The organism is Rhodanobacter sp. LX-99 (assembly GCF_018599185.1).
Taxonomy (GTDB): Bacteria; Pseudomonadota; Gammaproteobacteria; order Xanthomonadales; family Rhodanobacteraceae; genus Rhodanobacter.
Genome location: NZ_JAHFVL010000001.1, coordinates 638507 through 660825 on the forward strand (window position 1 = coordinate 638507; position 22319 = coordinate 660825).

General features: G+C 66.9%; 23 protein-coding genes. 5 read left to right on the plus strand and 18 right to left on the minus strand.

Features of this window, described 5'->3' with window-relative positions:
- Positions 1-99 precede the first annotated feature (99 nt).
- From argC to KK131_RS03110, 8 genes are all read right to left on the minus strand, one after another.
- Entirely contained in the window at positions 100-1056 is a 957-nt protein-coding gene (gene argC, locus KK131_RS03075) for an N-acetyl-gamma-glutamyl-phosphate reductase (protein ID WP_214555209.1), read from the minus strand.
- Between the two features lie 3 nt (positions 1057-1059).
- Complete coding sequence (locus KK131_RS03080; RefSeq protein ID WP_214555211.1) at positions 1060-2391, minus strand: acetylglutamate kinase; 1332 nt, start codon at positions 2389-2391, stop codon at positions 1060-1062.
- Between the two features lie 15 nt (positions 2392-2406).
- Positions 2407-3540 (minus strand): acetylornithine deacetylase, encoded by a 1134-nt coding sequence (locus KK131_RS03085; RefSeq protein WP_214555213.1) that lies wholly within the window; start codon positions 3538-3540, stop codon positions 2407-2409.
- Positions 3537-4730: an argininosuccinate synthase gene (locus KK131_RS03090; protein ID WP_214555214.1), complete on the minus strand. Its 1194-nt coding sequence runs from the start codon at positions 4728-4730 to the stop codon at positions 3537-3539. The genes KK131_RS03085 and KK131_RS03090 overlap by 4 nt, the downstream gene beginning before the upstream one ends.
- Positions 4731-4757: 27 nt before the next feature.
- Positions 4758-5231, minus strand: a complete 474-nt coding sequence (locus KK131_RS03095; RefSeq protein ID WP_214555217.1) for an OsmC family protein — start codon at positions 5229-5231, stop codon at positions 4758-4760.
- Entirely contained in the window at positions 5228-5851 is a 624-nt protein-coding gene (locus tag KK131_RS03100) for an FMN-binding negative transcriptional regulator (protein ID WP_214555218.1), read from the minus strand. The genes KK131_RS03095 and KK131_RS03100 overlap by 4 nt, the downstream gene beginning before the upstream one ends.
- A gap of 6 nt (positions 5852-5857) precedes the next feature.
- Complete coding sequence (locus KK131_RS03105) at positions 5858-6865, minus strand: N-acetylornithine carbamoyltransferase (RefSeq protein ID WP_214555219.1); 1008 nt, start codon at positions 6863-6865, stop codon at positions 5858-5860.
- A gap of 462 nt (positions 6866-7327) precedes the next feature.
- A complete protein-coding gene (locus KK131_RS03110; RefSeq protein WP_214555220.1) occupies positions 7328-7855 on the minus strand; it encodes a glycine zipper 2TM domain-containing protein in 528 nt (175 codons plus the stop codon).
- A 190-nt stretch (positions 7856-8045) separates the two neighbouring features.
- On the opposite strand from KK131_RS03110, the gene cysS reads away from it, so the two are divergent.
- Both cysS and KK131_RS03120 read left to right on the plus strand, forming a co-directional pair.
- Positions 8046-9416 carry a cysteine--tRNA ligase gene (cysS, locus tag KK131_RS03115; protein WP_214555221.1) on the plus strand — a complete coding sequence of 457 codons (1371 nt, stop codon included), beginning with the start codon at positions 8046-8048 and terminating at the stop codon, positions 9414-9416.
- 52 nt (positions 9417-9468) lie between these two features.
- Entirely contained in the window at positions 9469-9900 is a 432-nt protein-coding gene (locus tag KK131_RS03120) for a SufE family protein (protein ID WP_214555223.1), read from the plus strand.
- A gap of 118 nt (positions 9901-10018) precedes the next feature.
- Here the strand turns inward: KK131_RS03120 and dksA are convergent, their stop codons facing one another.
- Positions 10019-11242, minus strand: coding sequence for an RNA polymerase-binding protein DksA (gene dksA / locus KK131_RS17605; RefSeq protein ID WP_250887136.1), 1224 nt, complete (start codon positions 11240-11242; stop codon positions 10019-10021).
- Between the two features lie 145 nt (positions 11243-11387).
- Here dksA and yidD point away from each other — a divergent pair, with 145 nt between their 5' ends.
- Entirely contained in the window at positions 11388-11630 is a 243-nt protein-coding gene (gene yidD, locus KK131_RS03130; protein WP_214555225.1) for a membrane protein insertion efficiency factor YidD, read from the plus strand.
- 141 nt (positions 11631-11771) lie between these two features.
- On the opposite strand, the gene folE2 is transcribed toward yidD, so the two are convergent.
- From folE2 to efp, 7 genes are all read right to left on the minus strand, one after another.
- The gene (folE2, locus tag KK131_RS03135; protein ID WP_214555228.1) at positions 11772-12719 is read right to left on the minus strand and encodes a GTP cyclohydrolase FolE2; all 948 of its coding nucleotides are present in this window, start codon (positions 12717-12719) and stop codon (positions 11772-11774) included.
- 109 nt (positions 12720-12828) lie between these two features.
- Entirely contained in the window at positions 12829-13683 is an 855-nt protein-coding gene (locus KK131_RS03140; protein ID WP_214555230.1) for a squalene/phytoene synthase family protein, read from the minus strand.
- Positions 13680-14360 carry a phosphoglycolate phosphatase gene (gene gph, locus KK131_RS03145; RefSeq protein ID WP_214555232.1) on the minus strand — a complete coding sequence of 227 codons (681 nt, stop codon included), beginning with the start codon at positions 14358-14360 and terminating at the stop codon, positions 13680-13682. Before gph ends, KK131_RS03140 begins: the two co-directional genes overlap by 4 nt.
- A complete protein-coding gene (gene ubiG / locus KK131_RS03150) occupies positions 14357-15061 on the minus strand; it encodes a bifunctional 2-polyprenyl-6-hydroxyphenol methylase/3-demethylubiquinol 3-O-methyltransferase UbiG (RefSeq protein ID WP_214555234.1) in 705 nt (234 codons plus the stop codon). The genes gph and ubiG overlap by 4 nt, the downstream gene beginning before the upstream one ends.
- A 162-nt stretch (positions 15062-15223) precedes the next feature.
- Positions 15224-15475, minus strand: coding sequence for a YciI family protein (locus KK131_RS03155; protein WP_214555236.1), 252 nt, complete (start codon positions 15473-15475; stop codon positions 15224-15226).
- 13 nt (positions 15476-15488) lie between these two features.
- Positions 15489-16820: a TRZ/ATZ family hydrolase gene (locus KK131_RS03160; RefSeq protein WP_214555238.1), complete on the minus strand. Its 1332-nt coding sequence runs from the start codon at positions 16818-16820 to the stop codon at positions 15489-15491.
- A 320-nt stretch (positions 16821-17140) separates the two neighbouring features.
- Entirely contained in the window at positions 17141-17719 is a 579-nt protein-coding gene (gene efp / locus KK131_RS03165) for an elongation factor P (protein ID WP_214555240.1), read from the minus strand.
- An 87-nt stretch (positions 17720-17806) separates the two neighbouring features.
- Here efp and epmB point away from each other — a divergent pair, with 87 nt between their 5' ends.
- A complete protein-coding gene (gene epmB / locus KK131_RS03170; RefSeq protein WP_214555242.1) occupies positions 17807-18817 on the plus strand; it encodes an EF-P beta-lysylation protein EpmB in 1011 nt (336 codons plus the stop codon).
- A 135-nt stretch (positions 18818-18952) separates the two neighbouring features.
- Positions 18953-20995, plus strand: a complete 2043-nt coding sequence (locus tag KK131_RS03175) for a GGDEF domain-containing phosphodiesterase (protein ID WP_214555243.1) — start codon at positions 18953-18955, stop codon at positions 20993-20995.
- 99 nt (positions 20996-21094) lie between these two features.
- Here KK131_RS03175 and rplS read toward each other — a convergent pair whose 3' ends face one another.
- Positions 21095-21487 carry a 50S ribosomal protein L19 gene (gene rplS / locus KK131_RS03180; RefSeq protein WP_214555245.1) on the minus strand — a complete coding sequence of 131 codons (393 nt, stop codon included), beginning with the start codon at positions 21485-21487 and terminating at the stop codon, positions 21095-21097.
- Between the two features lie 46 nt (positions 21488-21533).
- On the minus strand, positions 21534-22307 hold the full coding sequence (trmD, locus tag KK131_RS03185) for a tRNA (guanosine(37)-N1)-methyltransferase TrmD (protein WP_214555247.1): 774 nt from the start codon (positions 22305-22307) through the stop codon (positions 21534-21536).
- Positions 22308-22319: the final 12 nt, after the last annotated feature.

Genomic DNA, 22319 nt, shown 5'->3' on the forward strand with positions numbered 1-22319 from the left:
AAGATGGTTCAATCACCTGGCTCGCCATCCCAGCGCAAGCTGGGATCCAGTGTCTTGTCCAGCAGAGACACTGGATTCCGGCTCTCGCCGGAATGACGGTCAAGTCACCGGAACGGCAGTGTATTCGTCCACGCCGATCGCGCGGTTGATGTTCTGCATTGCCTGGGAGGCGGCGCCCTTCAGCAGGTTGTCCAGCGTGGCCACGATCACCACCCGCTTGCCGTCGGCCGACACCGCGAAGCCGCCGATCTCGGCGTGGTGGCGGTGCGCGATGCGGCTGACCCAGGGCGCCTCGTCGGTCACGACGGCCAGCTTTTCGCCGTCGTAGGCGGCATGGAAACGCTGCAGCACTTCCTCGCGCTTCAGCGGGCGGGTGAGGTACAGGTTGGTGGTGACGGTGAGCCCGCGGAAATGCGGCGCCACGTGCGGCATGAACTCCACCGGCACGCCGAGCCGGAAACTCGCCTCCTTCTCGTGCATGTGCCCGGTGAGCGCATACGGCATCAGGTTGTCGCGCAGCTTGTCCGGATCGTTCTTGTCCGACGGCGTGGTGCCGGCGCCGGAGTAGCCGGAGACGCCGAAGCACACCGGCGGCGCGGCCAGCAGATCCTTCAGCGGTGCGATGGAAAGCTGCATCGCGGTGGCGTAGCAGCCGGGGTTGCTGATGCGCTTCTCGCCCCGCCACTGCCCGCGGGTGAGTTCCGGCAGGCCGTAGTACCACGACGGATCGAAGCGGTAGTCGGCGGAGAGGTCGAGGATCAGCGTGTCCGGCTTCGCCGCGTCGATCGCCGCCACGTACGGAGCCGCCTTGCCGTTCGGCAGCGCCAGGATCACCACGTCGGCACCCTGCGCCGCCACGGCGGCCGGGTCCAGGCTGGCATAGCGCAGTTCGCCGGCGTAGCCGTCGACGTGATCGGCCACGCGTTGGCCATCCAGTTCGCGCGAGGAGACGAAGGCCAGCTGCAGCACGGGATGCGCCGCGATCAGGCGGATCAGCTCCATGCCGGTATGGCCGCGCGCGCCGACGATGCCTGCCGTTTTCCTGTTCGTGTCCATGGCTCAATCCACCAGTGTCGGCTGGCGTTGCGCGCAATGCGCCACGCAGCGGGAAATCGTGTCGAGCTCGCCGATGCCGTACCAGAACACCTTCCAGCGCGGCTGCTTGATGCAGCCGTCCGATTCGGCGTAGTAGAAGTGGTTGACGGGGTTGCCGTGGCGCGAGCGCCAGAACAGCTTCGGGTTTTCCTCGCGCATCACCTGCCACACCGCGCGGCCCAGGCCTTCGCCCTGCGCGTCGTCGAGCACGGCGAACTTGTCGAGATACGGCAAGCCCCGCTCGTTATCGACATGTTCCTCGACGAGGATCATCGCGGCGCGGTAGTTCTCGCTGACGTAGATGCGCATCGGCCTGGTGCGCTCGAAATAGTCCGGCACCAGGGTGCGGCCGAAGCTGGATTCGATCAGTCCGCGCATGCGCGCGCGGTCCACGCCTTCCCAGGAATCGAAGCGCAGTACCTTCTCGCCGCGCCGCACGAGGGTGCCGGAACCCTTGTGGGTGAACAGCTCCTTGGCCAGTTCGGACGGACGGGTGATCGACACCGACGAGGTCAGCGGCAGGTCGGCCAGCAGGTCGGCGATCTGCTCGATCTTCAACCGCATGCCGCCATTGATCCACGGCTGCGCCATCAGCTGCTCGAATTCGGTGCTGAGGTTGATCGAATCGATCAGCTTGCCGTTTTCGTCAAGCAGGCCGCCGGTGCCGGTGAGGAACACGATCTTGTACGGCTGCAGCACGCGCACCAGTTCGTTCGCGGCGACGTCGGCGTTGATGTTGAGGATCTGCCCTTCGTCGGTTTCGCCCAGGCTGGCGATCACCGGGATGGAGTTGGCGCGCAGGCTGGCCTCGATCGGCGCCAGGTTGATGCTGCGGACCTTGCCGACCAGACCGTAAATATCGCGGTCCAGGTAGTCGGCCATGAACACGCCGGTCGCCACCGACGTGGCGCGCGTATCCATCGACTGCAGCGCCTCGACCAGTTTCAGGTTCTGCTGCTGGAACACGCGGCGCACGATGCCGAGCGCCTTCGGCGAAGTCACGCGCAGGCCGTCGATGGTGCGCTTCTCGATGCCGGCGGCGGCCAGCTCCTCGTCCAGCTGCGGACCGGCGCCGTGCAGCACGATCGGGGTCAACCCCACCTGCTGCAGGAAGGTCAGCGACGAGGCGAGGTCGGCCAGTTCGTCGCGCAGCACCGCGCCGCCGACCTTCACCACGGCGAAACGCTTGGCGTCCAGCTCGGAGAAGCGCTTGAGGTATTGCTGGATTTCCTTCGCGCTGCCCATGCTCGAAAGCAGGCGCACGATGGTCTTGCGAGTGTGCTTATGCGTTTCCATGTTTATTCCTTGCGTTCATCCGTGAACGCCAGAGTCAAAAACCGGCCGTCCCTCGCCGGACTTCTCAATGATTCGATAAACCGTTTGCGCATAGCGTTCGAGCTGCTCCAGCGCGACCCACTCGTCGGCGCTGTGCGCCTGGGCGATGTCGCCGGGGCCGCAGACGAAGGCGGTGTAGCCGGCGGCGGAGAACAGCGCGGCCTCGGTCCAGAAATCCACCGCATTGCCGACCGGAATGCCCAGCTCGTCGGCGAGGTCGCGCGCGACCAAACGGTTCGCCTCGGCGTTCGCCGTGTCGCCGGCCGGCAGCGAGGCGCCGCGGAAGGTCTCGGCGAACTCCGCCGGCTGCGGCTCCACCAAGGTGCGGAAACGCGTCAGCAACTGATCCGGATCCATTGTCGGCAACGCGCGAAAGCCGAAGCGCACTTCCGCCGTGGGCGCGATCATGTTCGCCTTGATGCCGCCCTCGATGCGGCCGATGTTGAAGCGCAGGCCGGTCAGCCCGCCGAAGCGCTCGTGCGACTGCGCCGCCACGAAATCCAGCGCCGCGTTGCCCCAGCGCACCGCCTGATGCAGCGCGCTGTCGCTGGGCTTCTGTTCGCCCGAGGCATGTCCGGCGTGGCCGGCGAAGCGCATAAGCACCGACTGGATGCCGCGATGCGCCAGCACGGCTTCACCCTTCGTGGGTTCGGCCACGATCACCGCCTCATAGGCACGCGGCTCGCGCAGGAAGCCGGCGATGCAGCGCGCATCGTTGGCTTCCTCGTCGGTGGAGAACAGCAGCGCCAGATCGCCATCGCTGGCATTCGCCACCGCCAGCAACGCCGCCGCTGCACCCTTGATGTCGCACGCGCCCAGGCCGATCGCGCGATCGGCGGTGACCCGCAGCACGTGCGGGTCGGCGGTCCACGCCGGCGAATCCGGCACGGTGTCCAGGTGCACGTTGAACAGATACTTCGGCTCGCCGCGCACGGCGTGCAAGGCCACCGCGCCGGCGCCGAAATCGGTCACCGTCATCTCGAAGCCGGGCAACTGCGCGCGCAGATAGTCGAAGATGCCGCCCGTATCGATCGCACGCGGCGGGTTGCGCGTGTCGAAACCGACCAGCGCCTCCAAGTGTTTCAACGTGGCATCGAGCAGTGCGCTCATCCGCGGTTGACCTCGGCCCACAGCGTGCTGCTCATGCCGAACAGCTTGATGAAGCCCTCGGCCTCTTCCACGCCCCAGTCGGCCGACTGCGCATAGGTGGCGCCCTTGGCATTGAGGATGTGCTTCGACTCGACGGCGACCGCACCGACGCTGCCGCCGCTCGTCTCCAGCGTCACCGTGCCGTTGACGGTGGACTGGCTGGAGGCCAGGAACGCTTCCAGGTCGGTCTTCAGCGGGTCGTGGAAGAAGCCCTCGTAGACCAGTTCCACCCACTTGCGCGCCACCTCGGGCTTGAAGCGGTTCTGCTGCTTGCTGAGCACCGCCTCTTCCAGCGCGCGGTGCGCGGCGAGCAGCGCGGTGAGGCCCGGTGCCTCGAAGATGATGCGGCCCTTGAGGCCGATCGTGGTGTCGCCGGTGTAGAGGCCGCGGCCCACGCCGTAGGGCGCGAACAGGCTGTTGAGCTTCGCCAGCATGGTGTGCCCGGCGATCGCCTCGCCGTCCAGCGTCACCGCCTCGCCGTTGACGAAGCCGATCTTCACCTGCAGCGGTTTGGACGGCCATTCGGCGCGCGGCTTGCACCAACCCACCGCGCCGGCGCCGGGCGCCTGCCACTGGTCGATCTCGCCGCCGGACATGGTCAGTCCGAGCAGGTTCTCGTTGATGGTGTAGGCCTGCTGCTTGGCGCGCACGCCGAAGCCACGGTCTTCCAGATACTTCTGCTCGTAGGCGCGCGTCTGCGTGTGTTCCTTCTGGATCTCGCGGATCGGCGCCACGATCTGGTAGTCGCCCAGCGCCTTCACCGCCAGGTCGAAGCGCACCTGGTCGTTGCCCATGCCGGTGCAGCCGTGTGCGATGGCGCGCGTGCCCAGCTCCGCGGCGCGCTTCAGCGCGGCCTCGACGATCAGGTAGCGGTCGGACACCAGCAGCGGGTACTGGCCCTGGTAGCCCTCGCCGGCCCAGACGAACGGCTTGACGAAACCGTTCCAGATCGCCGGGCCGCCGTCCACGGTGACGTGACTGGCCACGCCCAGCTCCTTCGCGCGGTTCTCGATGAAGGCGCGCTCCGCGGCGTCCACGCCGCCAGTATCGGCAAACACGGTGTGCACGGCCCAGCCGCGCTCCTGCAGATAGGGTACGCAGAAGCTGGTGTCGAGGCCGCCGGAAAAGGCGAGGACGATGTCTTTGCTCATGGCTTGCAGATCCTGGAAAGAAGAGGGTCAGGCGGATTCGACGACGATGCGCGGCTCGCAGCGCACCGGGAAATTCACGGAATTGGCGATGAAGCAGGCGTGATGCGCCGCCTCGTGTGCGGTCTCGGCCTTGGCCGGGTCGCTGGCGGCGCTGATCGTCACCGTGGGGCGCAGCACCACTTCGATGAAGCGGCCGCCATCGCCTTCGGTGGCCATCGTGCCTTCGGCGGCATCGCTATACGCCGTCACCACCACGCCGGCCACGGTGGCCATATGCAGGTAGGACAGCATGTGGCAGGTCGACAGCGCAGCCACCAGCATGTCCTCGGGATTGTGCCTGGTGGCGTCGCCGTGGAACGTGGGATCGGAGGAGCCGGCAATCGCCGTCTTGCCGTCGATGCGGATCACGTGCTCCCGGCTGTAGTTGCGATAACCGTCCGTGCCGCTGCCGAGGTTGCCGGTCCATTCCACGCCGACGCGATAGTGATGCTGGTGGTTCACGGTATCGATTCCTCCTGTTGCGTCATCAGCGCGGCCAGTTCCGCGTCGCCATCGCCGCCGCGCTCGCGCAGCCCGGCGATCACGCCCGCGCGGTTGCGCGCAGGATGGTTCTGGCTCAGCTTGAACTTGCCTTCGATGCGATCGACCGCGACTTCCAGGCCGACGATCGCGCGCAGCGACTTCTCGATGTGGTCGTCCGGCGCATCCGTGATCTTCCACGGCTGCGGCTGGCCGGCCTCATGGTGATCGGTCAAGGTTTCCAGCAGGCGACGCAGCCACGCTGCGTCGTCGATCACCCGCAGCCGGCCGTGCACGTGCACCACCGCGTAGTTCCAGGTCGGCACCTCGCGCCCGGTCTCGTGCTTGCTCGGGTACCAGTTCGGGCTGATGTAGCCGTCCGGCCCCTGGAACACCAGCAGTACTTCGGCGCCGTCCAGTCGCGCCAGTTCGTTGCCCCGGGCGACATGGCCGTGCAGCACCTCGCCGACCAGTTCGAACGGCAGGTGATTGGCCGCCAGCCCATCGGCCGCGCGGGTCACCAGCGTGGCGAACGGGTACGCGCGGATCAGCCCGTGCAGGGCTTCGACGCGGGTTTCCGCGAAATGCTTCGGCGTGTACATGACGGCTCAGCCCTGCCCGATCAGCGAAGCCATTACCGCCTTCTGCACGTGCAGGCGATTCTCGGCCTCGTCGATGGTGATGCAGTACGGCGCATCCATCACCGCGTCGGTGGCCTTGATGTTCCGGCGCAGCGGCAGGCAGTGGCTGAACAGTCCGTGGTTGGTGAGCGCCATCTTCGCCTCGTCGACGATGAAGTGCCTGCTCGCTTCGCGGACAGGCTTTTCCTGCTCCCACCGGCCGAAGAACGGCAACGCGCCCCAGCTCTTGGCGTAGACCACGTCGGCGCCGGCGTAGGCTTCCTCGATGTCGTGGCTGACCTTCAGCGAGCCGCCGTTCTGTTCGGCGTTCAGACGGCCAAACGCCATGTAGCGCTCGTCCAGCACGTAATCGGGCGTGGGGCACAGCAAGGTCACGTCCATGCCCAGCTTGGTCGCGATCAGCAGCGCGGAGTTCGCCACCGCGGTGTTCAGCGGTTTCGGGTGGTAGGTCCAGGTCAGCACGTACTTCTTGTTCTGCAGGTCGCCCAGGTGCTCCTTCAGCGCCAGCGCGTGGGCCAGCTCCTGGCAGGGATGGGTAATCGTCTCCATGTTGATCACCGGCACCGTGGCGTATTGCGCGAACGCCTTGATCACCTTGTCCTGCCGGTCCACCGTCCAATCCTGGAACTTCGGGAACGCGCGCACCGCGATCAGGTCGACGTAACGCGACAGCACCCGTGCCACCTCGGCAATGTGCTCCTCGGTATCGCCGTCCATCACGCTGCCCACCTCGAACTCGATCGGCCACGCGTCCTTGCCAGGCGCCAGCACGATGGCGTGGCCGCCCAACTGGAACGCACCCAGCTCGAAACTGGTGCGGGTGCGCATCGAGGGATTGAAGAACAGCAATGCGATCGACTTGCCGGCGAGCTGCTGGCCGCGCGGCGAACGCTTGAACGCGGCAGCCTGCTCCAGCAGCGCGTCGATCTCGGCGCGGCTGTAATCCTGGGTGGTCAAGAAATGCCGAATGGTCATGAAGTCGATGCCTTATTGAAGAGTCCGGCCATGGATGGCCGGGGTGTTGCGAACGGATTCGCGCCAGATTGTGTGGTCCGGCCATGGACGACCGGGGTGTTGCGGATGGACCCACGTGAAACGAACCAGCAAAAAACCCGGCACGCAGGCCGGCCAGCCTTTAATCAAAACAAAAAAACCCGGCTCAAGAGCCGGGTTTTATCGTCGATGCACATGAAACGCGTGCGACTGCCTACCCGGCCGAGTGTCCATACAACGGTCGGCGCGCACGCGACGTCATACCAGCAGCCGCGCGGGCGCTGGTCAGTACGGTGGCGGTATAGACGGCTGTGGACATGCGGATTCCGAGTGACGAGTGCGCATGATGGCGGCAATTTCGCTGCCATGCAACAAAAAAATCGAACCCCTGAACGACAGCGCCGCCAACAGGTGGCGGCGCTGCATCTGGCTGGCAAGGGAAGATCAGTCGGCCGGATCGACCCGCACGCGCACGCGCAGGCGCTCGCCCGGGTCGTAGCTCAAGCGCGACGTGTAGACCTCGCCGCGATAGCGGTATTCCACGTCGTAACCGATGATCCGGCGCTGCTCGCTGACCGAGCTGACCTGGCGGCATTCGGTCTGGGTGCTCTCATACTCGCCTCCGCGGCTGGACACCCGGTTGCCTACCGCGCCGCCGGCCACGGCACCGGCGACGGTGGCGGCCTTGCGCCCGTCACCTTTGCCCACGGTGTTGCCCAGCACGCCGCCGATCACGGCGCCCAGCACCGTGCCGGCCGTGCTGTTGCCGCCTTCGCGGCGGACCACCGGCTGCTCGTAGCACTCCTGTCGCGGCACTTCGGTGCGGGTAACCCCCTGCACCGGGTCCGCGCGCAGCACGTCGGCCCAGCCGTAGTGGGCGTTGTCATCGGCATTGGCGTAGCGCGCGTCCTGCGCATGGACGCCGGCAGCCATCACGGCAAGCACCAGTGCGGAAAGCCACAATTTGGTCATCACGACCTCCCAATCTCGGAACCACAGGCGCGTTTGCACGCGTACTGGCAGCATTCCAGCAAATTCACGCTGAATACACGCTTAGAACCCGCTCCCGGCGGGACTTGCGCGACTCGGCCGCTTACACCTTGTTAAGATGCCGGGCTGGCCGCGCCACGCTCTGCACGGCTCCATGTTGCGGATTCCACCGATGCCGATATCGCTCTACAACAGCCTGACCCGCCGCACCGAACCGTTCGCCCCGCTCGATCCCGAGCGCGTGACGATGTACCTGTGCGGCCCCACCGTCTACAACTACGTGCACATCGGCAATGCGCGCGGGCCGGTGGTGTTCGACGTGCTGGTGCGCCTGCTGCGCCGGCACTACCCGCAGGTGCTGTACGCCCGCAACATCACCGACGTCGACGACAAGATCAATGCCGCCGCGCAGCAGCAGGGCGTGCCGATCGGCGCGATCACCGGCCGCTTCGCGCAGGCGTATCGCGAGGACATGGCCGGGCTCGGCGTGGCGCCGCCGGACGTGGAGCCGCACGCCACCACCCACATCGGCCTGATCATCGCGATGATCGAAAGCCTGCTGGACAGCGGCCACGCCTATGCCGCCGAAGGCCATGTGCTGTTCGACGTCGGCTCGTTCCCCGCCTACGGCGCGCTGTCCGGCCGCGATCCCGAGGAACTGATCGCCGGCGCCCGCGTCGAGGTGGCACCGTACAAGCGCAACGCCGGCGATTTCGTGCTGTGGAAACCGTCCACGCCGGAGCTGCCCGGCTGGGACAGCCCGTGGGGCCTCGGCCGCCCGGGCTGGCACATCGAATGCTCGGCGATGAGCGCAGCGCACCTGGGCGACACCATCGACATCCACGCCGGCGGCGTCGACCTGCTGTTCCCGCATCACGAGAACGAAATCGCCCAGTCCACCTGCGCGCACGGCGGCAAGGTGTTCGCGCGCTGGTGGATGCACAACGGCATGCTCACTTTCGACGGCCGCAAGATGTCCAAGTCGCTGGGCAACGTGCTGCTGGTGCACGAGCTGCTGCAGCTGCATCCGCCGGAGGCATTGCGCCTGCGCCTGCTGAGCGGCCACTACCGGCAGCCGCTGGACTGGTCCGAGGCGGCCATCGCCCAGGCGACCAGCACGCTGGACGGCTGGTATCGCGTGCTGCGCGACCTGGCCGGGGTCGACCTGCCGGCCGGCGAACTGCCGGTACCGGAACGCGTCGAGGCCGCCTTGTGCGACGACCTCAACACGCCGCAGGCGCTGGCCGAGCTGTCCGTGCTGGCCGATGCCGCGCGCCAGTCCGGCAGCGCCGAGGCGAAAGCCGCCCTGCTCGGCGGCGGCGCCCTGCTCGGCCTGCTGCAGCAGGACGCGGAAGCCTGGTTCAGGCGCGGCGAGAGCACGGTCGACGCGGCGCACATCGAGGATCTGCTGCAACAGCGCCAGGCTGCCCGCGCCGCCCGCGATTTCGCGCGCGCCGACGCGATCCGCGACGAGCTGGCGGCCATGCACATCGCGATCGAGGACAGTGCCCAGGGCACGCGCTGGAGTGTGGCGAAGGGCTGAGCGACGCCTGCGTGCATTCGTGAATTCAGCTTGTCCGCGCGATAATGTCCGCATGAACGCCATTGCCACCATCAGCGCCGAGCAGGCCCAGCAGGACATCGCCGAGGAATTCGCGTTCTTCGGCGACTGGACCGAGCGCTACCAGTACCTGATCGATCTCGGCAAGCAGCTGCCTGCTTTCCCCGAGGCGTGGAAGACGGAGGAACATCGCGTGCACGGCTGCCAGTCGATGGTCTGGCTGGTGCCCAGCGGCAATGCGTCGAAGATGCACTTCGAGGCGGTCAGCGACTCGGCGATCGTGTCCGGCCTGATCGCCTTGGTGCTGCGCGTCTATTCCGACCGCCCGGCCGCGGAGATCGTCGCCACCGAACCCACCTTCATCGGCATGATCGGCCTGGCCAAGCATCTCTCGCCCACGCGCTCGAACGGGCTGGCGGCGATGCTGGCGAAGTTGAAAGGCTACGCCGCGGCGGCCGCAAGCTGAGGAGTGAGCAAGCGACGCGGCACGCCTTTCGCTTCGCTCCATGCAAAAGCCCCGCTCGAAGCGGGGCTTTTGCATGGATGCCGGGCTTGATCCTTGCGCTCGCGGAGGAGCGCAGAAATCAATCCCCCATCTGCTTCTGCAGATGCTCGCGGCGCTCCTGCGCATCCAGCGACAGCGTCGCGATCGGGCGCGCGTCGAGGCGGTCGATGCCGATCTCCTCGTCGGTCTCCTCGCAGAAACCGTAGCTGCCTTCCTCGATCCGGCGCAGCGCCTTGTCGATCTTCGAGATCAGCTTGCGGTAACGGTCGCGGGTGCGAAGCTCCAGCGAATTTTCGGTCTCGCGGGTGGCGCGTTCGGCTTCGTCGCCGACGTCACGCACCTCCTCGCGCAGGTTGTCCATGGTCTGGCGCGACTCTTCCACCAGCTGGTCGCGCCAGTCGCGCAGCTTGTTGCGGAAGTAGGCCAGATGCATCGGGTTCATGTACTCCTCGTTCGGCGAGGGGTGATAACCCTTGGGCAACGTGATGTTGCTGGTGGAAGGTAACGCGTACCGCCCGTCTTCGCGGGTGATGCCGTTATCGAGTTTTTTTGAAGCAAGTCTATTCATTGAGGACGACGAGTTTTTCTGATTTTTGTGGGAAGAGGCATGATGCGCGGCGGCCGGGGCTGCACGCGGTGTCACCATGGCGGTTGCACTCGCCACCTTGCCCTTGAACAGGGTGCTGGCGGGTGCCGGGGATGCGCTTTTGACAACCACTGCTGCCGGTGCCGGCTTGGCAACGGGTTTCGCGGCCGGCCTGGTCGCCGGCTTGGCCACCGGTTTCGCGGCATGCCTGGCCACGGGTTTGGCCGGCGGCGATTTCCTGGCGACCACCTTTGCCACCGGTTTCGCTGCCGGTTTCCGGGCTGCGGCAGCCTTTGGCCTGGTGTTCTTGACGACGACCTTCTTGACGGCGGCCTTCTTGACGGCGGCCTTTTTCGGCGCCGGCTTCTTCGCAACGGCCTTCTTGACCGCCACTTTCTTCACGGCCACTTTCTTCACGGCCGCCTTCTTCGCGACAGGCTTCTTCGCCGGGCTGGCCTTCTTCGCTGGCGATTTGGCGGCGGCTTTCTTGACCGCGGACTTGGCGACCGGTTTCCTGGCAGCGGCCGACTTGGCCGCGACTTTCTTCGCCGCAGTCTTGCTGGCCGCGCTACGGCCGGTCTTTGCGGGCACCTTGCCGGCGTTCTTCGCGGTCCGCGCCTTGCCTCCAGCTGCCTTCGACTTGCCGGCCTTGACGTCAGCCGAAGTCTTGCCCTTCTGCGCCTTGGCAGCGGTCGAATTACGCGTTGTTTTCGCCATATCCCTTCACCGTTTTTGGCCTTGGCGGCCGGGTGTTATAGCCCAAGTGCCCTACACCAGCAAGCTTGCTTCTGGAATACTTGTACCACTACCTGTCGCAAGCCGCTCCGGCACCGTGAATGTCCTGACCCGATTGATACTGTGGATGCTGCGTTTGTACAAGCGCTGGCTCAGTCCCCTGCTTGGCCCGCGTTGCCGCTTCCACCCCACTTGTTCCGATTATGCACGGATTGCGGTCACCCGCTTCGGCCCGTGGCGCGGCAGCCTGCTGACCGGTTGGCGGCTGCTACGCTGCCAGCCATTGTGCACGGGCGGCCACGACCCGGTGCCCGAGCACTTCCATTTTTCCCGCTGCCGCTCCCAGGAAGATTCCCCCGAGGTCCACTGACTGTTCGGGAATGCCGAACTCGTCGACGCAAGGTCCTCGCCTCCACGCCAACCTCGCGTGAAGCACGACTGCATCGAGGCGATCGCCGGCTTTCGGCAGACGGCAGCGGCGGACGGTGGTATCCACCCTACGAAGCGGGCGTCACGGCGTGGAGCCGTAACCGCCTTCCACGCCCTTGCTCGCGTACGCCACCGCATCATGCGGATGCAGGCTTTCCTGGTGTTCGACGCGGATGTGGAAGTCGCTCAGCGCGGCGTCGGTATCGAGCGCTTTCTGGATGCGCCGGGCGGCATCCTCGCAGAACATCAGGTTGCCGCCGTTGGCCAGCGCGAAGGCCTGCTCGTCCTCGCGCTTCACCGCGGTCTGCACCGGCGTGCCGAGCGCGTGCTCGACGCGATCGATCAGGCCAATGAGGTGGAAGCCCGCGCCGATCGCGGTGCGGATGCGCAGGCGCGCCACGCTGCGCTGGGCGTGCGGGGTGGCGACGATGCCATGCTCGCTGCCGAGCCAGGCCAGCACCGCGGCGTGGTCGAGCGGCTTGCCGGCATCGAAATCGCTGGCGAACTGGTCCTGGATCAACTGGCGCGACAGCGCGGCCGAGGCCGGGCAGGTCGAGGAGTAGACCACCTCGGTGCCGAACTCGAGCAGGAACTCGTCGCCGGTGAGGCTGGCCTCGATGCACACCGGGTACGCGCGCCAGCCGCTGTTGGCGCTTTTCAGGGCCGGGCGGCGCACTAGGTGCTCGAAATGGATGCTGAGGCAGGCGCGGTCGGACAGGTCCTTGTGCGAGTCGAGGAAACCGCGCAGCAGCGCGTGCAGCATGTCGGCACTCAGCGTCTGCGTGCTCAGCGCCTGCTCGACCTGCAGGTACAGGCGCGACATGTGGATGCCGCGCTTGTCCGGCCGGTTCAGGTTGACGAAGGCACCGACCCGGGCACTGGCGCGCTGCGCCTGGCCGTCGCCGGCATCGAACAGCACCGGCACCTGGATGTCGGCCATGCCGACCCAGTCCAGCGCGCCGGCAAGATGCGGCTGCGCGTGCACGGCGACGTCGGGCAGCAGGCGGGCGGTATTTTCCTGGTTCGGCATGATAGGAGTCCTGACATCGGCGAACAGGTCGCCGCGAAGCAGACAATCTTGGGGCAAGCAGGCCGCCGCGCAATAGTGATGTGACGGAAACACTGCGTCCTGGGTCGTTTTACGCCACGTACCGGCGCCACGCACGTGCGGCCTGCCACGCCTGCAGCGAGGTCGCCAGCCCGGTGCGCGACTGGCCGGCCTGCAACACCGCCAGCGCATCGCCGGCCCGCACCGCGCGCTGCGCCAGCGTGCTCGCGTGGCGCGATTCCAGCGCGCGGAACACGCTGAGCGGCCCGGCCAGCGTGGCCGACTCCGCCCAGCTGGCCAGCAGGTCGTCCAGCTGCGCCTTGACCGCCTGCTGCCGCGCCGTGCCGTGGCTGCGCAATTGCGCGCGGCTCAGGCCATGTCGCGCCAGCCGCGCCATCGGCAGCGGCAGGCGGTCGCGTTCGGCATCCTGCTCCAGTCGCAGCAGCGCATGCAGCAGGTGATTCAGCACGGCGACCCGCGACGCCCGTATCGGCGACGCCTCGGCGCCGTACCACCAGGCGGTTTCCAGCGCGGCCAGCGCGCCATGCAGCGGCATCGCCGCATCGATCTGCGCGGCAAAATCCGCGGCGGTGCCCTGCTCCAGCTGCGCCATGGCCGCCAGCACGGGGGCCAGCCACAGGTTGCTGGCGATGGCATGCGCGCGCTCGTCGTCGAACAATACCTGGGTCAGCGGGTGGCGGCCACCGCTGGCCGGCGCACCGGCCAGCTCCTCGGCCCACCAGTTGAGCTTGGCCGCGGCCACCTGCGGCTCGCGGATGCCGTAGGCGGCGCCGAGCAGTTCCTGCTCCAGTGCAGCCAGCGCGATGTGGCCGGGATAGCGCCGGCCATCGACGAATACCAGCGCGACGCGCTGCTGCGGCTGCACCGCCAGCCACTTGTCGATGAAGCCCTGCAGCACGGCATTTTGTTCGATCAGCTCGATCATGCCGTGACCGGCTGCAGCTGCAGCAGTTCGGCCAGTTCGGCCGGATGGTCCAGTACCTTGTCGGCGCCCCACGCATGCGGATCGCCGCCATCGAGATAGCCCCAGCTCACTGCCACCGTGTACAGGCCGGCGGCGGCGCCGGCCAGGACGTCGCGGCGGTCGTCGCCGACGAACAGGCTTTGCGCAGGCGCCACGCCGGCGCGTTCGCAGGCCAGCAGCACCGGTGCCGGGTCGGGTTTCTTCACCGCCAGGGTATCGCCGGAAACCACCGCGCTGGCGCGCTGTGCCCAACCGATGCGGGCGACCAGTTCGTCGGTGAGAAAAGCGGCCTTGTTGGTGACGATGCCCCAGCGCAGTCCATGCGCCTCGATCCGCGCCAGCAGCTCGTCGACGCCGTCGAACGAGCGTGTCTGCTGCGCCATCACGTCCTGGTACAGCTGCAGGTAGCGCGGCACCAGCGCTTCCAGCGCCGGCTCGCCGCGATCGGCAAACGCGCAGCGCAGCACGGCACGCGCGCCGCGCGAGACCACCTCGCGCACCGGCGCGTACGGCGGTGGCGGCGTGCCCTGTTCCGCGCACTGCGCCAGCAAGGCGGCGTACAGATCGGGAGCGCTGTCGAGCAAGGTGCCGTCCAGGTCGAACAGCACGCCCTGGATGTTTTCGGGTAGCGACTTCATGCGGGTTTTCGTGCGCTGAGCACGTAATTGACCGCGGTGATCCGGCTCAGCCAGGCCTTGCGGTTGAGCGGGTTGTAGGCGAGCCCGGAGACGTCCTCCAGCTCCAGCCCGGCGTGGCGCAGCAGTCGGCTCAGCTCGGACGGCTTCAGGAACTGCGCATAGTGATGGGTGCCGCGCGGCAGCATGCGCATCACGTATTCGGCGCCCACGATCGCCGCGCCGAACGCGGCCGGCGTGCGGTTGATGGTGGACATGAACAGCCGCGCTCCCGGCTTCAGCATCGCGGCCAGGTCGTTCACCAGCGCGGCCGGGTCGGGCACGTGCTCGATCAGTTCCATGCAGCACACCGCGTCGAAACTTTCCGGCTCGGCGGCGGCCAACCCGGCCGAGGACTGCACGCGGTAGTCGACGCCGAGGCCGGACTCATGCAGGTGCAGCTTCGCGACGTCGATCACCTTGGCGCCCAGGTCGATGCCGGTAACCTTCGCGCCGGCGCGTGCCAGCGTCTCGCTGAGCAGACCGCCGCCGCAGCCGACGTCGGCGACCTTCGCCCCGCGCAGGTCGACGCGCGCGGCGATATAGGCGGCGCGCACGGGGTTGAGGTCGTGCAGCGGGCGCGATTCGCCGTCGGGATCCCACCAGCGCGCCGCCAGGCTATCGAAGCGGGCGATTTCCTCGGGGCTGACGTTGGCGGCGATCATGTTCGAGTCCAGGGTGAGTACACGAGTTTATTGAAAAGTGCGGCCACGGATGGCCGCTCCCTGATTTTCGCACTCATTGACGAGCACAAACCTCTTTGATTGAAGAGTGCGGCCAAGGATGGCCGCCTTTTGATTTTTGCGCTCACGGATGAGCGCAAAAGTTCAGACCTGCCACTCGTACACCGTGATATCCCAGCCTCCGCTGACATGGGCCGGGTCGTCGTGCACGATCGCGGTCGCCTCGGCCAGGTCGGCTGCATGCAGCAGGTAGGCACCGCCGGACTTGTCGCTGAATCCGCCGGACAGTTCCACCCGGCCTTCCTCGCGCAAACCCTCCAGGAACGCCAGGTGCAGCGGCACCACGGCCGGGTCGAGGTGCGGCCGGCGGATCAGCAGGACCAGGTAACGGTTCATCGAAAACTCCGGGTCAGGCCGAGGCAATGCGCTCGCGCCAGGCGCGCGTGCGCTCCAGGATCGCGGCGGTGTCCATGCCGACCAACTCGCGCCCGGCCAGCTTGCGTCGACCGGCGATCCACACGTCGCTGACCTGGTGGCGGCCGGTAGCGTAGACCAGCTGCGAGATGACGTGAAACATCGGCTGAGTCTCCAGCTCGTTCAGCCGCACGGCGGTGAAGTCGGCCTGCTTGCCGACCTCGATCGAGCCGATCTTCGCTTCCAGTCCGATCGCCTTCGCGCCGTTGAGCGTGGCCGCGCGCAGCGCGAACGCCGCGTCGAACGCCGCTGCGTCGCCGGCGACCGCCTTGGCCAGCAGCGCGGCGGTACGCATCTCGCCGAACATGTCCAGGTCGTTGTTCGAGGCGCAGCCGTCGGTGCCCAACGCCACGTTGACGCCGGCCAGGCGCAGCTTCTCCGCCGGGCAGAAGCCGGAGGCCAGCTTCAGGTTGGACTCCGGGCAATGCACCACCGACACGCCGGCGGCAGCGCAGGCGGCGATCTCGCCGTCAGTCAGCTGGGTCATGTGCACGGCGATCAGGCGGTCGTTGACCAGACCCAGCTTCTGCAAACGCTGGAACGGGCGCAGGCCACTCCTGGCCTTTTCGTCCTCGACCTCGTGCGCGGTCTCGTGCGTGTGCAGGTGCACCGGAATGTCGAGCTGGTCGGACAGCATGCGGATGCGCTCGAAGCTCTCGTCCGACACCGTGTACGGCGCGTGCGGCGCGAACGCGGTGCCGACCAGGTGGTCGCCGCGGAAGCTGTCGTGCACGTCACTGGCGCGCTCGAAATATTCGTCCTGGCTTTTCGCCCACGCGGTGGGGAACTCGATCACCGGCAAGCCGACCACCGCGCGGAAACCCAGCTTGCGGTAGGTGGCGCCGATCACGTCGGGGAAGAAGTAGTTCTCGTTGGCGCAGGTGGTGCCGCCGCGCAGCATCTCGGCCACCGCCAGCTCGACGCCGTCGCGCACGAACTCCGGCCCCATCACCTTCGCCTCGGCCGGCCAGATGTGCTGCTGCAGCCACACCATCAGCGGCAGATCGTCGGCGAGGCCGCGCAGCAGGGTCATCGGATTGTGCGTGTGGCTGTTGACCAGGCCGGGGATCAGCGCATGCTCGCCCAGCTCGACGCGCTCGCGCGGCGCATAGGCAAGCCGCGCGTCGGTGATCGGCAGCAGCGCCACGATGCGCTCGTCCTGCACCACCACCGCGTGGTTCTCCAGCACCACCGCGTGCGGCTCGACCGGCACGACCCAGCGTGCTTCGATCATCAGGTCGACGGGCTGTGGGGCGGTCTGGCTCATCGCTCACTCACTCTGCAAAGGATGGATACGACATGGGGCGGCACACCTTGCGGCGCCCGCCCCAGAATCGTCATGTCTCAGCATCGTCATTCCGGCGAAGGCCGGAGACGCTTTACAACAGCGAAGCTGGTCATCCAGTGCCTTTCCATTGCAACATTGCGAAAGGCATTTGTGTGCTGCGCACGAGTACTTCACTGGATGACTCGCTCCGCTCGCCCCTTCGGGGCCGTCCTTCGGACGTTCTTCGCGCTGCGCGCTCGTCCGGCTTTCGCCGGGATGACGTATCGGCAAAGCCGCGCGCGAGCGCGCGGGCCGATACGTCACTTGACGCGGCTGTCGTACTCGCCAGTGCGGGTATCGACCTTGATGACTTCGTCCTGATTGACGAACAGCGGTACGCGCACCACCGCTCCCGTCTCCAGCGTGGCCGGCTTGCCGCCACCGCCGGAGGTGTCGCCACGTACGCCGGGATCGGTCTCGATGATCTTCAGCTCGACGAACTTCGGCGGCTGCACGGCGACCACCGCACCATTGAACAGCGTGACCACGCATTCTTCCTCGCCCTTGAGCCACTTCCATGCGTCACCCATCGCGGCCAGCGTTGCCGGCACCATCTCGAAGGTCTCCATGTTCATGAAGTGCCACAACCGATCCTTGCCGATGCCATCGATGAACGAAAGCTGCATGTCGGTATCGGTGACATCCGCTTCCTCGAAGGAATCGCTGGACTTGAGCGTCTGCTCGGTGGTGCGGCCGTCCTTCAGGTTGCGGATGCGGATGCGGGTGAACGCCTGGCCCTTGCCCGGCTTGACGAAGTCCGCTTCGGTGATGACCCAGGGGTCACCGTTATGAAGGATCTTCTTGCCCATTTTGACGTCATTGAGGCCAAGGGTCGCCATGCGTTAGTGCTCCGGAGTCAATTTCGCCCGATGGGCGGCTAAAATAGGTGTCTGTCACGGGCTTCAGCGCCCGCTCCAAGGCCCGCCATGATAACCGCAAGCCCCCACGCCCGCCTATCGTCGCCCACACCCGGCTGGCGCGAACTGTGGCGGGACGCCATCACCGATCCCGGGGAACTGCTGCGGGCCGTGGGTCTGGGCGGCCGTGCCGACCTGCTGCCGCCGGACGACGCCGGCTTCGCCCTGCGCGTTCCCCGCGGATTCGTGGCGCGGATGCGCCACAACGACCCGCTCGACCCGCTGCTGCTGCAGGTACTCCCGCAGCGGGCCGAACACGACCGGGCCGAGGGCTTCACGCTCGACGCGGTCGGCGACATGGCCTCGAAGGCCGGACATGGCGTCCTGCACAAGTACGACGGCCGCGCGCTGCTGATCGCCAGCGGCAGCTGCGCGATCAACTGCCGCTACTGCTTCCGCCGGCACTTCCCCTATGGCGAGGAAATCGCCGCCGCATCGCAATGGCACGAGGCGCTGGCCCATGTGAAGGCGGACGCGTCGATCCGCGAACTGATCCTGTCCGGCGGTGACCCGCTGGCACTGGCCACGCACAAGCTGGAGGAATTGACCCGCGGCCTGGCCGAGCTGCCGCACGTCGTCCGCCTGCGCATCCACACCCGCCTGCCGGTGGTGCTGCCCGAACGGATCGACGATGCCTTCAGCAACTGGCTGGCCGGCCTGCCGCTGCAGAAGGTGGTGGTACTGCACGCGAACCACGCCAACGAGCTGGACGCCAGCGTCGATGCCGCCTGCGCCCGCCTGCGCGCGGCCGGCGCCACCGTGCTCAACCAGTCGGTACTGCTGCGCGGGATCAACGACGACGCCGACACGCTGGCCGACCTGTCCGAGCGGCTGTTCGCCGCCGGCGTGCTGCCGTACTACCTGCACCAGCTCGACAGGGTGCAGGGCGCCGCGCACTTCGAGGTCAACGACAACCGCGCACTGGCGTTGATGGAGGCGCTGCGCGCCCGCCTGCCGGGCTATCTGGTGCCCCGGCTGGTGCGTGAGGTGGGCGGCGACGCCTCCAAACGGCCCCTGTAATCCGGGCAGCGGTCGCTGTTTCATGGCTTTTCCGCTGGCGGCTGCTGGCGGAATCCGTTACAAACACTGATCGCGGCTGACCGCACAAGCCTCCCTCGTACCGCCTGCGATGATCAACGGACAGCATCACGCCCCATGAAAAAAGATTACGTCATCAAGATCCTCTTCGTCGAAAGCTCGCTGGAAGAGGCCGAGCAGATCATCAGCCTGTTGCGCAATACCGGCATTGCCGTGCGGCCGGCCCGCGCCACCAATGTGGAACAGATGCAGGCTGCGGTGAACGAGCTGGAACCGGATGTGGTGATGTTCGACCCGGCGATCACCAGCATCAGCCTGGAAGAGGCGGTCAAGGTGCTCGACGCCTACGGCCGCGACTACTCGCTGCTGGGCCTGGTCAACGCCATCGACAACCAGATCGTGGCGGACCTGTTCGTGCACGGCGCCCGCGGCGTCGCCTCACGCAGCCAGCCGAAGCAGCTGATCGCGGTGCTGCAGCGCGAATTCGAGTCGCTGCAGACGCGCCGCCAGGTGCGCCGCCTGGAGACCGCGCTGCGCGAATCGGAGCGACGCTGCGACGCGCTGCTCGACTCTTCCACCGATGCGATCGCCTACGTGCACGAGGGCATGCACGTGCGGGCCAACCACGCCTACCTGGAAACGTTCGGCTACGACAGCTTCGACGACCTGCTCGGGCTGCCGGTGCTGGACATGATCGACTCGACCCATGCCGACGAATTCAAGGCCCTGCTGCGCGGCCACGCACGGCAGGAGAAGACGCCGTCTCAGCTCACCCTGCATGCGCGCCGCGCCGACGGCAGCCAGTTCGACGCCACGGTGGAATTCGCACCCGCCACGTTCGAGGGCGAACCCTGCCTGCAGATCGTGTTCCGCCGGCAACTGGTCGACCAGGCCGTGCTGGAACAGCTGCAGCGCGACCCGGTCACCGGCCTGTTCAACCGCGCCCGCATGCTGGAATCGATCGACGACGCCGTCACCGCGGCGGCGAAGGGCAAGAAGGGCCAGTCGCTGCTGCTGATCGAACCCGACAACTGGGCATCGCTGGTAGGTGGCATCGGCCTGGGCAAGGCCGACGAACTGCTGTCCGGCTTCGCCGACCGCATCCGCATGCTGCTCGGCGCCGACGATGTGGCCGGCATGCTCGCCGAACACACGCTGGGCGTGGTGCTCGATTCGCGCCCGGACGAGGCGATCAAGGAGTGGATCGCCAAGCTGCAGCACAGCGTCAGCAACGAGATCTTCGACGCCGGCTCGCGCTCGATCACGGTCACCGCCAGCATCGGCGGCAGCCTGCTGGGCGAGAAAAACGCGAACACCGAGCTGCTGCTCAACCAGGCCAGCCAGGCCCTGCGCACCGCACAGAGCCTCGGCGGCAGCCAGGTGGAGCTGCACGACCCCGCCGCGCGCGAGAAGGCCGACGAGGAACGCGAGCGCTACTGGCTGGAGCTGCTGCGCAAGGCGCTGACCGGGGAAGGCCTGGTGCTCTATCACCAGCAGACCATCAGCCTGCAGGACGCCGAAGGCGACTACTCGGAAATCCTGCTGCGCATGAACGGTCCGCAGGGCGAGGTGCTGCCCGGCTTCTTCATGCCGATCGCCGAGAAGCACAACCTCACCGGTGCGATCGACCGCTGGGTGCTCGACCAGGTCATCAAGGCGCTGCAGGAGCGCGAAGGCCAGGGCCAGCAGACCACATTCTTCGTCAAGCTCACCGCCGCCTCGCTGCAGGACGACACGCTGCTGGCATGGCTGGGCGATCGGCTCAAGCAGGCCGGGCTGAAGCGCGGCCAGCTGGTGCTCGAGATGACCGAGAGCAAGGTGATGACCCTGCTGCGTCCGGCCCAGGAGTTCGTCAACGGCTGGAAGAAAGCCGGCGGCCGCTTCGCTCTGGAGCAGTTCGGCTCGGGCCTGAACTCGTTCCAGTTGCTCAACCACATCGACGCGGACTACCTGAAGATCGATCGCAGCTACATGGCCGACCTGCCGCGGCACCCGGAAAGCCAGAAGAAAATTGCCGAGATCTGCCAGCAGGCACGCGAATTGAAGCGCCAGACCATCGCCGAATGGGTCGAGGATGCCACCAGCACCTCGCTGCTGTTCGCCTGCGGCGTGGATTTCGTGCAGGGCAACTTCCTGCAGCAGCCGCAACGTCTGGAGTAGCGCCTTCCGGCGAACCGCGACACGCCCCGTGCCAGAGACAAAAAACCCGCGGATCGCTCCGCGGGTTTCTTCATGCGACGGCAGCAGCGACGGAGCGAATCACTCGGCAGCGGCAGCCTTCGCGTTCGCCTTGACTGCGGCAGCGGCGGCGATGTCTTCCTTGATGCGGGCGGCCTTGCCTTCCAGGCCACGCAGGTAATACAGCTTGGCGCCGCGCACCTTGCCCTTGCGCTTCACGGTCACCGAGTCGATGGCCGGGCTGTGCGCCTGGAACACACGCTCCACGCCGGTGCCGTGCGAGATCTTGCGCACGGTGAAGGCCGAATGCAGGCCGCGGCTGCGCTTGGCGATGACGATGCCCTCGAACGCCTGCACGCGTTCGCGGTTGCCTTCCTTCACCTTGACGTTGACCACCACGGTGTCGCCGGGGCTGAATTCCGGCAGCTGGCGGGTGATCTGCTCGGATTCGAACTGTTCAATGATCTTGTTCATGGCGCACCTGTCGGTTCACGTAAATCGGTATCAAGGGCTGCGGCCGTCACCTGGCCGCATCGTCTTGCCGCGCTCGCCCTTGTGAGGCATGTTCGCGGCGGAATTCTTCCAGCAGTGCACGGGATGCAGCATCCAGCCCACGCTGTGACAACAAGTCCGGGCGGCGCAACCAGGTTCGTCCCAGCGATTGCTTGAGGCGCCAGCGGGCGATCGCCGCGTGGTCACCGGACAGCAACACCTCCGGTACATCACCCAGTGCATCGTGCACCGGTTTCGCATAGTGCGGACAATCCAGCAGGCCATCCGAGAATGAATCCTGCTCGGCCGACTGCGCGTCGTTCAACGCGCCGTCCTGCAAGCGCCCCACCGCGTCGATGATCACCGCGGCGGCGAGCTCGCCGCCGGACAGCACATAATCGCCGATGGAGAGCTCCTCGTCGACCTCGTGCGCCAGCAGACGCTCGTCCACACCTTCGTAACGCCCGCAGAGCAGCGCGATGCGCGGCAGCCTCGCCAGCGCTTCCACCCTGCCCTGCGTCAGCCGCGCTCCCTGCGGACTGAGATAAACCACATGCACCGGTTCCGGTGCCGCCGCGCGCATGGCCGCCAGGGTCGTGCGCAACGGCTCGATCATCATCACCATGCCGGGACCGCCGCCATACGAGCCGCTGTCCACGCTGCGGTGCCTGTCGGTGGCGTAGTCGCGCGGGTTCCAGGTTTCCACCTGCAGCAGCTCGCGTTGCTGCGCGCGTCCCACCACACCGACGGCGGCGCACTGGCGCATGAAGTCGGGAAACAGGCTGACGACATCGATGCGCATGATCCTTGTCCT

What these genes read in the sequence shown, in the direction of transcription:
- epmB (WP_214555242.1), top strand. Translation starts at nt 17,807, where the DNA reads ATGATAACCGCAAGCCCCCACGCCCGCCTATCGTCGCCCACACCCGGC.
- KK131_RS03100 (WP_214555218.1), bottom strand. Translation starts at nt 5,851, where the DNA reads ATGTACACGCCGAAGCATTTCGCGGAAACCCGCGTCGAAGCCCTGCAC.
- dksA (WP_250887136.1), bottom strand. Translation starts at nt 11,242, where the DNA reads ATGGCGAAAACAACGCGTAATTCGACCGCTGCCAAGGCGCAGAAGGGC.
- KK131_RS03085 (WP_214555213.1), bottom strand. Translation starts at nt 3,540, where the DNA reads ATGAGCGCACTGCTCGATGCCACGTTGAAACACTTGGAGGCGCTGGTC.
- KK131_RS03155 (WP_214555236.1), bottom strand. Translation starts at nt 15,475, where the DNA reads ATGAACCGTTACCTGGTCCTGCTGATCCGCCGGCCGCACCTCGACCCG.
- ubiG (WP_214555234.1), bottom strand. Translation starts at nt 15,061, where the DNA reads ATGATCGCCGCCAACGTCAGCCCCGAGGAAATCGCCCGCTTCGATAGC.
- KK131_RS03160 (WP_214555238.1), bottom strand. Translation starts at nt 16,820, where the DNA reads ATGAGCCAGACCGCCCCACAGCCCGTCGACCTGATGATCGAAGCACGC.
- argC (WP_214555209.1), bottom strand. Translation starts at nt 1,056, where the DNA reads ATGGACACGAACAGGAAAACGGCAGGCATCGTCGGCGCGCGCGGCCAT.
- KK131_RS03105 (WP_214555219.1), bottom strand. Translation starts at nt 6,865, where the DNA reads ATGACCATTCGGCATTTCTTGACCACCCAGGATTACAGCCGCGCCGAG.
- rplS (WP_214555245.1), bottom strand. Translation starts at nt 21,487, where the DNA reads ATGAACAAGATCATTGAACAGTTCGAATCCGAGCAGATCACCCGCCAG.
- KK131_RS03080 (WP_214555211.1), bottom strand. Translation starts at nt 2,391, where the DNA reads ATGGAAACGCATAAGCACACTCGCAAGACCATCGTGCGCCTGCTTTCG.
- folE2 (WP_214555228.1), bottom strand. Translation starts at nt 12,719, where the DNA reads ATGCCGAACCAGGAAAATACCGCCCGCCTGCTGCCCGACGTCGCCGTG.
- KK131_RS03140 (WP_214555230.1), bottom strand. Translation starts at nt 13,683, where the DNA reads ATGATCGAGCTGATCGAACAAAATGCCGTGCTGCAGGGCTTCATCGAC.
- KK131_RS03090 (WP_214555214.1), bottom strand. Translation starts at nt 4,730, where the DNA reads ATGAGCAAAGACATCGTCCTCGCCTTTTCCGGCGGCCTCGACACCAGC.
- KK131_RS03110 (WP_214555220.1), bottom strand. Translation starts at nt 7,855, where the DNA reads ATGACCAAATTGTGGCTTTCCGCACTGGTGCTTGCCGTGATGGCTGCC.
- yidD (WP_214555225.1), top strand. Translation starts at nt 11,388, where the DNA reads ATGCTGCGTTTGTACAAGCGCTGGCTCAGTCCCCTGCTTGGCCCGCGT.
- efp (WP_214555240.1), bottom strand. Translation starts at nt 17,719, where the DNA reads ATGGCGACCCTTGGCCTCAATGACGTCAAAATGGGCAAGAAGATCCTT.
- trmD (WP_214555247.1), bottom strand. Translation starts at nt 22,307, where the DNA reads ATGCGCATCGATGTCGTCAGCCTGTTTCCCGACTTCATGCGCCAGTGC.
- gph (WP_214555232.1), bottom strand. Translation starts at nt 14,360, where the DNA reads ATGAAGTCGCTACCCGAAAACATCCAGGGCGTGCTGTTCGACCTGGAC.
- KK131_RS03175 (WP_214555243.1), top strand. Translation starts at nt 18,953, where the DNA reads ATGAAAAAAGATTACGTCATCAAGATCCTCTTCGTCGAAAGCTCGCTG.
- cysS (WP_214555221.1), top strand. Translation starts at nt 8,046, where the DNA reads ATGCCGATATCGCTCTACAACAGCCTGACCCGCCGCACCGAACCGTTC.
- KK131_RS03120 (WP_214555223.1), top strand. Translation starts at nt 9,469, where the DNA reads ATGAACGCCATTGCCACCATCAGCGCCGAGCAGGCCCAGCAGGACATC.